This window comes from Thiomicrorhabdus cannonii, assembly GCF_013391695.1.
GTDB classification, from domain to species: Bacteria; Pseudomonadota; Gammaproteobacteria; order Thiomicrospirales; family Thiomicrospiraceae; genus Thiomicrorhabdus; species Thiomicrorhabdus cannonii.
Genome location: NZ_JACBGH010000012.1, coordinates 22,090 through 37,270, shown reverse-complemented (window position 1 = coordinate 37,270; position 15,181 = coordinate 22,090). Strand labels below are relative to the sequence as shown.

14 protein-coding genes and 1 tRNA gene are annotated in these 15,181 nt (G+C 53.6%); 11 read left to right on the top strand and 4 right to left on the bottom strand.

The genetic code is table 11. The annotated features are described in order from the left end of the window. The first annotated feature begins 4 nt into the window (after nt 1–4). The 3 genes from parC (at nt 5) to HZ297_RS10700 (ending at nt 3,915) form a co-directional block, all read left to right on the top strand. Nucleotides 5–2,233 (top strand): DNA topoisomerase IV subunit A, encoded by a 2,229-nt coding sequence (parC, locus tag HZ297_RS10710; protein ID WP_178863608.1) that lies wholly within the window; start codon nt 5–7, stop codon nt 2,231–2,233. Nucleotides 2,234–2,322: 89 nt separating this feature from the next. Next, nucleotides 2,323–3,162, top strand: a complete 840-nt coding sequence (locus HZ297_RS10705) for a motility-associated protein (RefSeq protein WP_178863606.1) — start codon at nt 2,323–2,325, stop codon at nt 3,160–3,162. Nucleotides 3,163–3,183: 21 nt separating this feature from the next. After that, nucleotides 3,184–3,915, top strand: coding sequence for an OmpA/MotB family protein (locus tag HZ297_RS10700; protein ID WP_178863604.1), 732 nt, complete (start codon nt 3,184–3,186; stop codon nt 3,913–3,915). A gap of 17 nt (nt 3,916–3,932) precedes the next feature. On the opposite strand, the gene HZ297_RS10695 is transcribed toward HZ297_RS10700, so the two are convergent. Genes HZ297_RS10695 through hemA form a run of 4 tightly spaced genes read right to left on the bottom strand, consistent with a single transcriptional unit; the run spans nt 3,933 to nt 8,031 of the window. Further along, the gene (locus HZ297_RS10695) at nt 3,933–4,700 is read right to left on the bottom strand and encodes a HesA/MoeB/ThiF family protein (RefSeq protein WP_178863602.1); all 768 of its coding nucleotides are present in this window, start codon (nt 4,698–4,700) and stop codon (nt 3,933–3,935) included. Beyond that, nucleotides 4,678–5,604 (bottom strand): peptide chain release factor N(5)-glutamine methyltransferase, encoded by a 927-nt coding sequence (prmC, locus tag HZ297_RS10690; protein WP_178863600.1) that lies wholly within the window; start codon nt 5,602–5,604, stop codon nt 4,678–4,680. The genes HZ297_RS10695 and prmC overlap by 23 nt, the downstream gene beginning before the upstream one ends. A gap of 9 nt (nt 5,605–5,613) precedes the next feature. Then, nucleotides 5,614–6,702 carry a peptide chain release factor 1 gene (gene prfA / locus HZ297_RS10685; RefSeq protein WP_178863598.1) on the bottom strand — a complete coding sequence of 363 codons (1,089 nt, stop codon included), beginning with the start codon at nt 6,700–6,702 and terminating at the stop codon, nt 5,614–5,616. 60 nt (nt 6,703–6,762) lie between these two features. Beyond that, nucleotides 6,763–8,031, bottom strand: a complete 1,269-nt coding sequence (gene hemA / locus HZ297_RS10680; RefSeq protein WP_178863596.1) for a glutamyl-tRNA reductase — start codon at nt 8,029–8,031, stop codon at nt 6,763–6,765. Between the two features lie 230 nt (nt 8,032–8,261). Here hemA and HZ297_RS10675 point away from each other — a divergent pair, with 230 nt between their 5' ends. From HZ297_RS10675 to rpsI, 8 genes are all read left to right on the top strand, one after another. Next, a complete protein-coding gene (locus HZ297_RS10675) occupies nt 8,262–10,070 on the top strand; it encodes a tetratricopeptide repeat protein (RefSeq protein WP_178863595.1) in 1,809 nt (602 codons plus the stop codon). A gap of 136 nt (nt 10,071–10,206) precedes the next feature. Then, nucleotides 10,207–10,281 (top strand) — tRNA-Gln (locus HZ297_RS10670). A gap of 54 nt (nt 10,282–10,335) precedes the next feature. Continuing rightward, on the top strand, nt 10,336–11,292 hold the full coding sequence (locus HZ297_RS10665; RefSeq protein ID WP_178863593.1) for a ribose-phosphate pyrophosphokinase: 957 nt from the start codon (nt 10,336–10,338) through the stop codon (nt 11,290–11,292). A gap of 241 nt (nt 11,293–11,533) precedes the next feature. Then, on the top strand, nt 11,534–12,118 hold the full coding sequence (locus HZ297_RS10660; protein ID WP_178863592.1) for a 50S ribosomal protein L25/general stress protein Ctc: 585 nt from the start codon (nt 11,534–11,536) through the stop codon (nt 12,116–12,118). A gap of 56 nt (nt 12,119–12,174) precedes the next feature. Continuing rightward, on the top strand, nt 12,175–12,750 hold the full coding sequence (gene pth / locus HZ297_RS10655) for an aminoacyl-tRNA hydrolase (protein ID WP_178863590.1): 576 nt from the start codon (nt 12,175–12,177) through the stop codon (nt 12,748–12,750). 73 nt (nt 12,751–12,823) lie between these two features. After that, nucleotides 12,824–13,915 (top strand): redox-regulated ATPase YchF, encoded by a 1,092-nt coding sequence (gene ychF / locus HZ297_RS10650; protein WP_178863588.1) that lies wholly within the window; start codon nt 12,824–12,826, stop codon nt 13,913–13,915. 325 nt (nt 13,916–14,240) lie between these two features. After that, nucleotides 14,241–14,669 carry a 50S ribosomal protein L13 gene (gene rplM / locus HZ297_RS10645; protein WP_178863586.1) on the top strand — a complete coding sequence of 143 codons (429 nt, stop codon included), beginning with the start codon at nt 14,241–14,243 and terminating at the stop codon, nt 14,667–14,669. A gap of 13 nt (nt 14,670–14,682) precedes the next feature. Further along, nucleotides 14,683–15,075, top strand: coding sequence for a 30S ribosomal protein S9 (gene rpsI / locus HZ297_RS10640; RefSeq protein WP_178863584.1), 393 nt, complete (start codon nt 14,683–14,685; stop codon nt 15,073–15,075). The last annotated feature ends 106 nt before the right edge of the window (nt 15,076–15,181 follow it).

The window sequence follows — 15,181 nt, the reverse complement described above, 5'->3', positions numbered from 1 at the left end:
GTTTGTGTCCCAGCAAGTCATCAATTACGAAGGCATTGAGCAATTACCGGTCGCCCAGTTTACCGAGAAGGCATATCTGGATTATGCGATGTATGTCATTCTCGACCGCGCTTTGCCGCACATCGGCGATGGCTTGAAGCCGGTACAGCGCCGCATTATCTATGCGATGTCGGAGTTGGGACTCAGGGCGACCGCCAAATACAAAAAGTCGGCCAGAACAGTGGGGGACGTGCTCGGTAAGTTCCATCCACACGGAGACAGCGCCTGTTACGAGGCGATGGTACTGATGGCGCAGGATTTCTCGTTCCGCTATCCATTGATCGACGGCCAGGGCAACTGGGGTTCGATGGATGATCCCAAATCGTTTGCGGCGATGCGTTACACCGAATCGCGCCTGTCGCGTTTCAGCCAGCTGCTGCTCGACGAAGTCGGGCAGGGGACGGTGGATTGGACGCCGAACTTTGACGGCACCCTGGACGAACCTTTGGTGTTGCCGGCGCGCGTGCCGCATGTCTTGCTCAACGGCACCAGCGGCATCGCCGTGGGGATGGCCACCGATATTCCGCCGCATAATCTGGCCGAAGTGGTCAACGGCTGTGTGGCGCTGCTTGATAATCCGTCTATGACGACTGAAGAGTTGATGGAGTACATTCCCGCGCCGGATTATCCGAATAGCGCGCAGATTATCACCCCGCGCAGCGAACTGCTGAAACTCTATGAAACCGGCACGGGGGGAATTCGCCAGCGTGCCAGTTATCATGTGGAGGACGGCGTGAATGTGGTGATTGATGCGTTGCCTTACCAGACCTCGGGCGCCAAATTGCTGGAACAGATCGCCGCACAGATGCGCGCCAAAAAACTGCCGATGGTGGTGGACTTACGCGACGAATCGGATCACGAGAACCCGGTACGTTTTGTGTTGGAGCTGCGTTCCAAACGCATTGACGTGGAAACGGCGATGCTGCACCTGTTTGCCACCACCGATCTGGAAAAGAGCTACCGCGCCAATTTCAATATGATCGGCCTGAACGGGCGTCCGCAGGTCAAACCCTTGAAGGCGCTGCTGAGCGAATGGCTGGTATATCGTACCGAAACGGTGCGCCGCCGTCTGCAATACCGTCTGGATAAGGTGTTGGCGCGTCTGCATGTGTTGGAAGGGATGTTGATTGCCTTTTTGAATATCGACGAGGTGATTGCCATTATCCGCGAAGAGGACAAGCCCAAGCCGGTATTGATGGAACGCTTCGGTTTGAGTGATATTCAGGCCGAAGCGGTACTGGAATTGAAACTGCGCCATCTGGCGCGTCTGGAAGAGATGAAAATCCGTACCGAGCAGGCCGAGTTGGATGCCGAGCGGCAGAAGCTGGAGAAGATTCTGGGCAGTGCGGCGCGTTTGAAAACGCAGGTTAAAAAAGAGTTGCTGGCCGACGCCGAGGCGTATGGCGATCCGCGCAAATCGCCGTTGATCGAAGCGCGTATGGCGCAGGCGATGAGCGAGCAGGACCTGCTGCCATCGGAGGCCGTGACGATTGTGCTCTCCGAAAACGGCTGGGTACGCGCCGCCAAAGGCAATGATGTGGATGGCCGCACCTTGGGTTACAAAGCAGGCGATAACTTCTGTAGCCAGGCCACCGGTCAGAGCCGGCAAACCGCGGTGTTTCTGGATGATACCGGGCGGGCCTATGCGTTGGCGGCGCACAGTTTGCCGTCGGCCAGAAGCCATGGCGAGCCGCTGACCGGGCGTTTGAGCCCGCCGGCGGGTGCCAACTTCAAACATGTGATGCTAACCCAGCCCGACGACAAGGTGGTGTTGGCCACGTCCGCCGGTTACGGCTTTATTACCCAGGTGGAAAATCTCTACTCCAAAAACAAGGCAGGCAAGGCGATTTTAAGTCTGAGCGATAGGGCCGAGGTATTGACGCCTGCGTTGGTGCAGGCCGACGACTGGCTGGTGGTGGTGACCGACGAACCGCGCATGCTGGTGTTTGCCGCGACAGAGTTGCCGGAATTGGCCAAGGGCAAAGGCAATAAGCTGATCCAGATGCCCAAAGGGCAGCAGGTGAACGCGGTATTTGCCTTTAAACCCGGCAGTAAATTGACACTGGTGGCGGGCGATTATGAAAAGCTCTTTAACGCAACGGCTGTCGAAGAGGCCTTTGCGAGTCGTGCCAAGCGCGGCATTGCGTTACCTAGAACCTTGAAAAAGGTTACCGCTATTTTTGCCCAGGAATGATTTGTGTTGGTGTTTGGTACAGGAATTGCTTTTGGAGAAACTTGGAAAAGTTTTACAAATCTTTCTTTTAAGTTTGAAAAGTGACGCATATGTTTGCCAAACCCATTGGAATCATCATTATTTTGTTCAGTCTGCTGGTCGGCTTTGTGCTGATGGGGGGCAATCTGGGCGCTTTGTGGCATCCCTCCGAGTTGCTGGTCATTCTGGGGATTTCGTTCGGGGCTTTTCTGGCCTCCACGCCGGTGTACGTGTGGACCAAAACCTTGACCTATTTGGGACGTTTTTTTGCCGGCGAACGCGTTAGCAAGGCGCTGTATGCCGAGACCCTGGGATTGCTTGAGGAGCTGGCGCGTTTGTCGCGTTCGTCGGGCATGCTGGCTTTGGAAAAGCATATCGTCAACCCCGAAAACAGCCCGATTTTCATGCACTATTCCAAGGTGCTGAAGCACAAGGATCTTAAAAAGTTCGTGGTCGATAATTTCAGTTATCTGCTGCTGAATCCGCCGGCCAGCTTGAATTTCCAGCACCATTTGCAGAACCAGATTGACGATATCTATCAGTCCTCCATGGAAGTGCCGCGTGCCGCCGGCAAAGTGGCCGACTGGTTGCCGGGCTTCGGGATTGTTGCCGCTGTTCTGGGGGTGATTATCACTATGGAGCTGTTGGGCGGCGATATGGATGTGGCAAAAATTGGTACGGCAATCGGTGCCGCTCTGGTCGGTACCCTGACCGGCGTGTTTTTTGCCTTTGCCGTGGTGGCGCCGTTTGTGCACGCGGTTGAGGTGATGATTCGCCAGGATCGCTCATTGTTTGAAATGACAGCAGCCTTTTTGGAGGCTTATGCGAGCGGCGTTTCACCCAATTTGGCGGTGGAGATCGGCCGTCAGCGCGTACCGCCTGAATTCGAGGTGCCGCGCGATGAAGACTAATCTGTTAGGGAAGTGGGTTCAATGAGTCGTCGTGGCGGACATGATGACGGAGGCGCGCACGGCGGTTCCTGGAAAATAGCCCTGGCCGATTTGATGACCGTGCTGATGGTCTTCTTTCTGGTGATGTGGCTATTGGCCGTGGTCGAGCCTGAAAAGCGCAAAACCTTTGCCGAGAGTTTAACCGGGAAATACGAAGAACCGGTTGCGGTGGTGGAAGACAGCGCCAAGCAGGACGGCAGCGAGTTGAACCCGCTGGATTTGAAACCGCCGGCAACCGAGCTGGAAATCCGCCAAAGTCTCAAAACCATGAATCAGCGCGATATCGAAATCGAGGACGGTCCGGAGTTCACCCGGATTACGCTGAAATCGGACAGCTTTTTCGAGAGCGGGCGCGCCACCATCAGCGACAAAACCCGCGAACAGCTCGAGACTTTGGGCGAAACCCTCGCCGGGCGCGGTCAGAAGATGGTGATTTCCGGTTATACCGACGATATTCCGATCAACAACTTCCAGTTCCCGTCCAACTGGGAGCTGTCTGCCGCACGTGCCGCCACCGTGGCGCGAACCTTCATCTATATGGGGGTGGACCAGTCCTTGATTAAAATCGAGGGCAATGCGGATAACGATCCGGTGGTGCCGAATGACTCCAGCTATAGCCGCTCGGTGAACCGCCGCGTGATTATCACGGTTGATAAACGCCCGCCGGTGGAGGTCAAAAAGCCGCTGCCGACTCCGGTTCGCGCGGCGCGTTAACGCGTTGAGTTTTGCGGTTAGGCGCTAGGCTCGCTGCAGACTTTGCAATGCGGGTCTTTCTTTAAGTTTAAGGTGCGGATATGCATCGTGTACGCATCCACAATCATCAACTTGCCGCTCAAGGTCGGTTTGCCGAGCAAAGCTTTAACCGCTTCAATCGCCTGCATGGAGCCGATCATTCCCACCACCGGTGCCAATACACCGTTCTGGCTGCAGGTCAGTTCCATGCCGCTCTCCTCTTTATAGAGACACTGATAACACGGGCTGTTTGCATCGCGGAAATCGTAGGTGGTCAACTGGCCTTCCCAGCGGATGGCCGCGCCCGAAACCAGCGGGATTTTGGCGGCATGGCAGGCACGATTCAGCGCAAAACGCGAAGCGAAGTTGTCGGTGCAGTCGAGCACCACGTCGGCGTTTTTCAACAGGCCGGGTAGGGCTGTTTCTTCCATTTTTGCATTGACGGCAACAATCTCGATATGACGATTCAGGGCTTGCAGATTTTGACGGGCCGATTCCACCTTCGCCTGGCCGATATTGGCTTCGCGGTGCACAATCTGGCGTTGCAGGTTGGAGTCGTCCACGCTATCGAAATCCACCAAGGTGAGCTTGCCGACACCGGCGGCGGCCAGATAGAGCGCAACCGGCGAGCCCAAACCACCCAAGCCGAATATAACGGCGTGGGATTGCGCCAGTTTTAGCTGACCTGCATAGTCCACTTCCGACAAGAGGATTTGGCGGCTATAACGCGACAATTCGGCATCGTTAAGTTCGGTTTTGGTGGTCATGTTGTTTCTCGCTTTGTTGCGGTTTCTGTCCAAGTGTTATGCGCGGATTGCCGCCATAGTCGTGGCGGGTTTCAACTTGCGTGAATCCCTGCATTTTGAAGAGTTGCTGCACGGCGGCGGCCTGATTGTAGCCGTGTTCGATAATCAGCCAGCCGCCGGGTTGCAGAAATGCGCCGGCCTGGGCAGTAATCATTCTAATGTCATCGAGGCCGTCTTCGCCAGAGGTCAGCGCGCTCAAAGGTTCAAAACGCACATCTCCCTGGCTGAGATGCGGGTCGTTTTCTTCGATATAGGGCGGATTGGAGACAATCAGCGCAAAAGGGGCTGCGCCTTGCAGGGCGTTAAACCAGTCGCTTTGCAGGAAACGGACGGTCAACGTTAAGGCGTCAGCGTTGCGCTGCGCCAAATGCACCGCCTCAAGGCTGAAATCCACGCCAGTCATCTCGCAATCGGGCCGTTCGCTTTTAAGCGCCAGTGCAATCGCACCGGTGCCTGTGCCCAAATCCAAAACCCGGCAGGCCGGGTATGGATCGTCTGACCCGGCCTGTTGAGTTTTTTGCGGACAATTTTCGCGCAGCTTTTCGAGTGCGGTTTCCACCAGGATTTCGGTGTCCGGGCGGGGAATCAAGGTGGAGGCATTGACGTTAAGCGCTAATCCCCAGAACTCACGTTGCCCCAGTATATGCGCGATAGGGCGGCCTTGCAGGCGTTGGACGAGCAGGTCGTTGAATTGTTCGCTTTGTTGATGGGTCAGGCGCTGTTCCGGCCAGGTGAACAGATGGGTGCGGGAGCAGTTCAATGCCGCTGCCAATAGCAGTTCGGCATCGAGTCTGGGGGTGTCGCTTGCGGTTTGTTCGGTCAGTTGCCGGACTGCACTGGCCAAGGTGCTGGCGATACTGTTCACGCGTTGGCCTTAACTTTCGTTGCTCAGCGCCGCCAGCTGCTCGGCCTGATATTCGTTGATGAGCGGTTCGATGACCTGTTCCAGTCCGCCGTTCATAATGTCGTCCAGCTTATAGAGCGTGAGGTTGATGCGGTGATCGGTGACGCGGCCTTGCGGGTAGTTGTAGGTTCGGATGCGCTCCGAACGGTCGCCGCTGCCGACCAGACTTTTGCGTTCCTGGGCGATCTCTTTGTCGTGCGCCTGGCGTTTGGCGTCGTTGATGCGCGCCGCCAGCAGTGACATGGCGCGGGCGCGGTTTTTGTGCTGCGATCGTTCGTCTTGACACTCCACCACCGTGCCGGTGGGCAAGTGGGTGATGCGGATGGCCGAATCGGTTTTGTTGACGTGCTGACCGCCGGCACCGGAGGCGCGGAAAGTATCCACTTTGAGGTCGGCCGGGTTGAGTTCAACCTCTTCCAACTCGGGCGCTTCGGGCATGACGGCGACGGTGGCGGCCGAGGTGTGGACGCGCCCCTGGGTTTCGGTGGCCGGCACGCGTTGCACGCGGTGGGCGCCGGATTCAAATTTCAAACGTGAAAAAGCGCCGTCGCCGATCAGGCGGGCGATGATCTCTTTATAACCGCCGTGTTCGCCTTCGTGGGAGTTGATGATCTCGACCTGCCAGCGCATTTTTTCGGCATAACGGCTGTACATACGGAACAGATCGCCGGCGAAGATGGCCGCTTCGTCACCGCCGGTGCCGGCGCGGATTTCAAGGAAGATATTGGCGTCGTCCTTCGGGTCGCGCGGCAACAGCATTTTTTGCAGGTCCAGTTCCAGTGTTTCCAGACGCTCTTCAATCAGCGGCAGTTCTTCCTGCGCCATCTCTTTGAGGTCGGGATCGCCGGAGACCAGCATTTCCTTGGCTTCCTGCAGGTCGGCTTCGGCGTTTTCAAAGGCGTTGAAGGCTTCGACCACCGGCGAGAGCTGGGCGTGTTCTTTGGTCAGATTGCGGAACTTGTTCTGGTCGCTGATGACGTCCGGCTCGGAAATCAGGGCGTTGACCTCGTCAAGGCGTTCTACCAAGTGTTGTAGTTTAGTGCGAATAGAGTCTTTCATAATAGGGTCGCTTGCGAGTGGTGCAAAAAGGGTTTAACGGGTTGACGTCGGGGTGGTGCGCTAAGATTGCTTGGAGTCGTTAAGCAACAGGGTTTTCGCCGCGTCAATCAGGCTATGCTGGCCGTTGAGACCGGCCTGGTGAAGTTGTTTGGTTGGGGTGTGCAGCAGTCTGTTGGTCAGCTGGTTGGCGAGTTTTTTGACGACCTCTTGCGGATCGACGCCAAGTTCCAGTTGGTGCAACGCCTGTTGCAAGGCGTGTTCCTTGATATCGCACGATTGCTGGCGGAAACGCTGGATCAGCGGATTGACCTGCTGGGTGGCGAGGAACTGCGCCATAAAGTTTTCGGCCTGGACTTCAATAATCTCTTCGGCTTCCAATGCGGCGGTCTGGCGCGACTGTTTATTGTCCTCGATGATTTCGTGCAGGTCGTCCACGGTATAAAGGTAAACGTCTTCGAGCTCGTCGATTTTCGGGTCGATGTCACGCGGTACGGCGATGTCGACCATAAACATCGGGCGGTTTTTGCGGCGCTTCAATGCCGGAACCACCTGGGCCTTATGCAGAATGGCCGTCGGGCTGCCGGTGGAGCCGATGACAATGTCGGCCTCGTGCAAGTGGCTGTCGATCTCGTTGAGGCCGATGGCATAGCCGCCGATCGCCTCGGCCAGATTGTGCGCGCGTTCCAGCGTGCGGTTGGCAATGATCAGTTTGCCGATATGGCTCTCTTTGAGATGGCGGGCGACCAGTTCGATGGTTTCGCCGGCGCCAAGCAGCAGGGCGGTTTGCTCCGAGAGGTCGCCAAAAAACTGTTTGGATAGCGTCACCGCCGAAAAGGCCACTGAAACCGGGCTGGAGCCGATGGCGGTATCGGTGCGCACTTGCTTGACCGTGCGGAAAATGTGTTGGAACAGGTTTTCCAGCGTGTGATGAACGCTGTCGGCCTTGTGTGCCAGATTGTAGGCTTCCTTGATCTGTCCGAAAATCTGCGGTTCACCGAGCACCAGTGAGTTCAGCCCGCTGGCGACGCGCATAATATGCTTAACCGAATCGAGCCCTTGATGGCTGTACAGATAGGGCATAAGGGTGTTGGCGGGCAGATCGAAGAAATCATGCAGCCACTTGAAAACGGCTTGAGCTTGATCGGAGGCTCTGAGGGTGCAATAAATTTCGGTGCGGTTACAGGTGGATAAGATGATACACTCTGACACAAGTTGTTGGTTTTTGAGCTCATCAATGGCGCTGAGTGCGCGTTCCGAACTGAATGATACGGTTTCACGTATATTGACCGGAGCGGTCTCGTGATTCACGCCAAATGAGAGAAGCTTCATAACCGAGTGATTTACCGTATCATTACCGTTCAGGAGTTCGCCGGGGAGTTCCACAGTGAATTGCCAACTAAAGAGGCGTAATTCTGCTAAATTATAGGGTTAATTGCAAGTTTTATCGGGAAAATGACACAGTTAGGTTTCCGCAAAGGTTGTCTTCAAGGGTGAAGCAATCGGCAAGGGTTGTCGGAATTGGACTGGCCGAGAGAATGGCGGATGCAGCAGGGATAGGCATGAAGTTTACTAAGTGGGTGCAGGGTTTGAACAGATCGATTTGGTTGGGAGTGGCGTTGTCGGGCGGCTTGTCCTTGACGGCTTGCAGCCAGGTAGCGACGGTCGAGGAAAAGCCATCCGCGCCCTCCGAATCGAAGTTGTCTCCGCAGTTGTTGAGTCAGGAAGCGTTGGAGTCTGCCCAGCACGCACAGCAGGTGTTTCAGGTGCTGGCGGCGGAGTTGATGGTTGAAAAAGGCTATCCCGCCGATGCCTTTAATGTGATGTTTCCGTTGGCGGCCGAAACCCGCGAACCCGAATTGGCGAAGCGTGCGTTTGAGCTGTCTATGACAACTTATGATGAGCAGGCGATTGCACAGGCGGCTGCCTTATGGGCGGAAGTGGCGCCGCAGGAGCCGGCCGCATGGCGGGTGGCTTACTTTATGTCATTGCGCCAAAATCAGTTGCCGCTGGCGCTTGAGCAGTGGCAAACCTACCGCCAATATTCCGATGCGACGCTCGAAGAGGATTTATTGCTGGCGGCACAGCGTTTGTCGCGCAGCGCGCCAAACGACGCGATAAAGGGATTTTTCGCCCGGTTGCAGCAAGAGTCGCCGGAAGTCTGGCAGGCTTATTATGGCCTGGGGTTGCTGTATTCCGTGTGGCAGCAGCCGGACGGGGCGATTGCCCAGCTCGAAAAGGCCGTGCAGGTTCTGCAGCAGGCTGACAAGGCCTCCGATGATGCGCAGCAGGATGCAGTGCAGCAAATCTATCAATTGCTCTCCAAAGTTTACTTGCAGCTGGACAATCCGCAGCCGGGGTTGAAAGGGCTGGCAGGGTATTTAAAGCAGTTTCCGCAGGATTGGCTGGTGCAGGAGCGCATGGCCAGACTGGAAGTGAAGGCGGAGCGCTATAAAGCGGCGGAAAAACGTTATCAGGCCATTTTAAAGTCGAATAGCGAGGCGACCACATCACGGCTGTCGTTGGCGTTATTGCAAATAGAGATGCAAAAATATTCGCAGGCGGCCAAAAATTTACAATTGGTGGTGAAGCAGCCGGCTTACGAGTCGGTCGGCTACTATTATTTGGGCGTGTTGAGCCAGCAGCAAAATCTGTCTGAGCAGGCTTATGACTACTTTGAGAAGGTCAAGGTCGCCCCTTATGCAGTGGATGCCAAGCTGCATCAGTCTGAAATCGTATTCTCCTCCAAAGGGCTGGACGCGGCATTGGCGGTGCTGGATTCGGTGAAGATGGATGATGACGAGTCGCGGGTCAAGGTCTATCGCGCCAAGGCGATCTTTTATCGGGCCAGCGATCGTTATGCCGACGCCATTGACCTGTTTGACAAGGCGTTGACCATTCAGCCCGATAATGCCTCATTGCTGTTTTCCAAGGCGGCGCTGTTGTATGAAGAGAAGCGTTACCTAGAATATGAACAAACCATGCAAAAGGTCGTGGCGCTTCTGCCGGACGAGGTCGAGGCGTTGAATGCGCTGGGTTATTTCTACGTTGAGCAGAATGTTAAGCTGGACGAAGCGGCAGTGCTCTTGAATAAAGCCTTGGCATTGGCGCCCAATAATTATTATGTATTGGACAGTGTCGGCTGGTTGGCGTACCGGCAGCAGCGCTATGCTGATGCCGAGGAATATCTGCAGCAGGCGGTGGCGATTGAGGCGGATGTGGAGGTTGTGATGCATCTGATCGCGGTGAAGTGGGTGCTGAACAAGCGGGCGGAAGCTGAAAAATTATGGCGCCAATATCGGTCGCAATTTGCAGATGATTCAAGATATCAATCGCTTATGCCGACGTTTCAAAAACAGTTGGGGAAATAAGAGGGCTGGTCCCTTTGCTCAGGGGGTAGGCGGCTGCTAATCGCCCAAAAAAAAGTGCAAGAAATTTTAAAAAATGACTTGCCATGCTGAAAAATAAATGGATAATACGCACCTGTCTTCACGACAAAGATATTACAGGGCTGTGGCCAAGTGGTAAGGCATCTGGTTTTGATCCAGTGTACCGTAGGTTCGAATCCTGCCAGCCCTGCCAATATCCTATCCGAATTCCCCAAGTCATTATCATCCTTGAACAGGAGCGCCTTAAATGGCAAACAGAAATGTCATGATTTTTGCGGGAAACGCAAACGTCAGTCTTGCTGAAAAAATCTCCCAATACTTAGATATCCCTCTTGGAAAAGCCGATGTTGGCCGTTTCAGCGATGGCGAAATCATGGTTGAAATCAAAGAATCTGTTCGTGGTCAGGATGTTTATGTCTTGCAACCTACCTGTACGCCTGAACCTGCCGTCAATCTGATGGAAATGCTGGTGATGATCGATGCGCTTAAGCGTGCGTCGGCAGCGCGTATCACGGCGGTTGTCCCTTATTATGGTTTTGCCCGTCAGGATCGCCGTCCTCACTCGGCGCGTGTACCGATTACCGCGCGTCTGTCGGCCGACATGATTACCGTGGCCGGTGCGCACCGTGTGATTACGGTGGATTTGCACTCTGACCAAATCCAAGGCTTCTTCGATATTCCGGTAGACAATATCTACGGCTCACCGCTGTTGGTTGAGGATATGCAGAAGAATTGTGATTTGGAAAATATCACCATCGTCTCTCCGGATATGGGTGGCGTGGTGCGTGCGCGTGCGGTGGCCAAGGCGATTGATGCCGATATGGCGATTATCGATAAGCGCCGTCCAAAAGCCAATGTGGCGCAGGTGATGAATATCATCGGTGATATCGAAGGCCGCGACTGCATCATTATCGACGATATGGTCGATACGGCGGGTACCTTGTGCAAAGCAGCTCAAGCTTTGATGGAGCGCGGTGCCAAGAGTGTGTCGGCCTATGTGGTGCATGCGGTATTGTCCGGTCCGGCGGTTGAGAATATCAAAAACTCCGTTCTAAAAGAGTTGGTGGTCACCGATTCGATTCCGGCCACGGCCGAAGCGATGGCGTGCGAAAAAATTCGCCGCGTGAGCATTGCCAATATTCTGGGTGAAACCATCCGTCGCGTTCACCAGGAAGAATCGGTGACGGCATTGATGATGCATTAATGTGAATCCGATCTGATTTAAAACGCCCCTGCTTAGGGGCGTTTTTGTTTGCGTTGAAAATACCCGGCCTGTTGACTTTTGCAAACGTGATTTTCACGAAGCGCTTGAAAGTGCTGGTAAAAAACTGATTTTTGGGTATAATGCCCGCTTTCCTTGTGTTTGGTCGCGAACACAAGCCTTATCAATTTGAGAAACCCTTTGAATTCAATAGGTTTGGTTTCTCGCTATTGGAGATTATGACATGAGCCAAAATTGGACAGCAGAAATCCGCACGAACGAAGGGAAAGGTGCGAGCCGCCGCCTTCGTCGTGAGGGTAAAGTACCCGCTATCATCTACGGTGCGGACAAAGACGCCGTTTCTGTAACTTTCTCAGCTAACTTTGTGAAGCACGCGTTGGAAAACGTGGATAACTTCAACAGCGTTTTGACTGTAGATGTACAGGGTGGTCAAACTGAGAGCTGCGTTGTTAAAGACATCCAGCGTCATCCGGCAACCAATGAAGTTGCCCACATCGACCTGCAGCGCGCAAGCGATAAAGGCATGATCACTAAGCGCGTACCTCTGAACTTCGTTGGTAAAGCGGTAGCGCCTGGCGTGAAGATGGGTGGTATGATGACATTCTTGCAACCGACTGTTGAAATCCGTTGTTTGGCAAAAGACCTGCCGACTGCGATCACAGTTGACGTTTCTAACATGGAAGCGGGCGACAGTATGCGTCTGTCTGAGTTGACCTTGCCAGCGGGTGTTATCATCACTGCGTTGACACACGGCAACTCTGACTACGACCAAGCGGTTGTAAACATCAGCAAGCCAAAACGTAAATAATCTGTTGGGCGGCATTCAATTTGAATGTCGCCGCAATAACGATTGAGAGCCGGCGTATGTCATCTGTTCAACTTATTGTAGGTTTGGGAAATCCAGGCGCACAGTACGAGCAGACCCGACATAACGCCGGTTTTTGGTTTGTGGAGGAAGTAGCGCGGCAATACGGCGCGGTGTTTCGTCCAGAAAGCAAATTCTCAGGTGAGGTCGCCCGTATTCAGGTGGGTGGCCGCGATTGCTGGCTGCTAAAGCCCAGTACATTCATGAACCGCAGCGGTCAGGCGATTCATGCCATTGCCAATTTCTATAAGATCAGTCCTCAATCCATTCTAGTGGTGCATGACGAATTGGATTTGCCGGCGGGTGCTGCCAAGCTCAAGGTGGGCGGCGGTCACGGCGGGCATAACGGCTTGCGCGATACGATTGCCAAAATGGGGGCGGAATTCGCGCGTTTGCGTTTGGGGATCGGTCATCCGGGGCATCGCGACCAGGTGGTGGATTATGTGTTGAAAGCACCGTCCAAAATCGACCGTCAGAAATTGGACGATGCCATTTACGAAGCCAGTCGTGTGGTGCCGGAGCTATTACAGGGCGATTTCGCCAAAGCGATGCAGCAGTTGCATACGCAGTCTTGATTTGTATTCATTGATTTATTTTCACAGTATGTTGTAAAAACGCACTTTGCTTAAGTGGCGTCAGGAGAAAGAGATGGGATTTAAGTGTGGTATTGTCGGTTTGCCGAATGTGGGCAAATCAACCTTGTTCAATGCATTGACCAACGCCGGTATCGAATCGGCCAACTATCCTTTCTGCACCATCGAGCCTAACGTGGGCGTGGTGCCGGTGCCTGATCCGCGTTTGCAGGCCTTGGCCGAGATCGTCAAGCCGGAGCGTATTCTGCCGACGACCATGGAGTTTGTGGATATTGCCGGCTTGGTAGAAGGGGCTTCCAAAGGCGAGGGGCTGGGCAACAAATTCTTGGCCAATATCCGCGAAACCGACGCCATTGCCCAGGTGGTACGTTGTTTTGAAAACGACGACATTGTTCACGTGGCCGGTAAGGTCGAGCCGTTGAGCGATATCGAGATCATCAATACCGAATTGGTCTTGGCCGATATGGAATCGATTGAAAAAGCCATTCAAAAAGTGCAGCGTGTCGCTAAGAGTGGCGACAAAGCCGCCGCCGCGCAGATGGCGTCATTGGAAAAAGTCATGAAAGAGGTCGAGCAGGGCACCTTGGTGCGCATGATCGATCTGGATGACGACGACCGCAAAGTGCTGGCGGGTCTGCATCTGCTGACCATCAAACCGATGATGTATATCGCCAACGTCAACGAAGACGGTTTTGAAAACAACCCGCATCTTGAAGCCGTGCAAAAGCTGGCGGCCGAGCAGGGCGCGATTGTGGTGCCGGTGTGTGCCGCCATCGAATCGGAAATCGCCGAGTTGGACGAAGAAGACAAGGCCGCTTTTTTGGAAGAGATGGGGCAGGAAGAGCCGGGTTTGAACCGCGTGATCCGCGCCGGTTTTGAATTGCTGGGCTTGCAAACCTATTTCACGGCGGGTGTTAAAGAAGTTCGCGCCTGGACGGTTCGCAAAGGGGCCACCGCGCCACAGGCGGCGGGTGTGATTCATACCGATTTCGAGCGCGGCTTTATCCGCGCCGAAGTCACGGCCTACAACGACTTTATTCAATATAAAGGTGAGGCGGGCGCCAAAGAAGCCGGCAAGCTGCGTTTGGAAGGTAAGGAATATATTGTGCAGGACGGCGACGTGATGCACTTTAGATTCAACGTCTAAATTCAAAGTGTAAATTTTGCACACAATTTGCATTTAAAAACTGAACAGGCCGGGTAGGTACGCTTACCCGGCCTGTTCAGTTTTATGAGGCGTTTTTTTCACCGTGTTGCGTAAATAACTCACTGAGTTTGTTTATAAAATATTTCGCGCTAACTCATTGAAACCTCGAAAACTAATCTGTATAATTTCGCTTCTTTAATCCTTCCCCCTTATTGCCCGTTAAACAGTAAGTGGATTTTGGTTTAAGCGCCTTGTCAAAACAACGAGCAGCGCGGCATCAGAATCTAATGGATTTGGATTAGTTATATTTTCTTAGGAACAAATTATGAAAACATTTGTTGCAAAACCAGCTGAAATCAAACGTGACTGGTACATTGTAGACGCCGAAGGTAAAACTTTGGGTCGTTTGGCGGCTGAAATCGCTTCTCGCCTACGCGGCAAGCACAAGCCTGAATACACTCCACACGCTGACTGCGGCGACTACATCGTTGTTGTTAACGCAGACAAAGTGGCGGTAACAGGTAACAAGCGCAAAGACAAAATGTACTACCATGTTACTGGCTATGTAGGTCACCTAAAATCAACTAACTTTGAAAAGTTGATCGACAAAGCGCCTCAGCGTCCAATCGAGTTTGCAGTAAAAGGGATGTTGCCAAAAGGTCCTCTAGGCCGTGCAATGTTTAAAAAACTAAAAGTGTATGCGGGAACTGAACACCCACATGCGGCACAACAACCTAAAGAACTTGCGTTGTAAGAGGAATTAGAACATGGCAACAGAACAATACTACGGAACAGGTCGTCGTAAAAGCTCAGTAGCTCGCGTATTCTTGCGCGCTGGTTCAGGCAAAATGACTGTAAACGGTCGTGACATTGCACAATACTTTGCCCGTGACACTGACTTGATGGTTATCAACCAGCCATTGCAAGCCACTGAAAACATGGAAAAGTTTGACGCAATCATCACGGTTGTAGGTGGTGGTACTACTGGCCAAGCCGGTGCGATCCGTCACGGTCTGTCACGCGCTTTGTGTGCGTATGACGAAGCTAACCGTTCTGCACTACGTGCACGTGGTCTATTGACTCGTGATGCGCGTGAAGTTGAACGTAAAAAAGTGGGTCTGCGCAAAGCACGTCGTCGTCCACAATTCTCAAAACGTTAATATTACTATTCAACGTGTTTGGAACAGAAAACCCGCCTTGTGCGGGTTTTTTGCTTTTTGCGTTGCCTATTTAAAGCAGGTCTTATGCGTTTTATTCACTTTATAG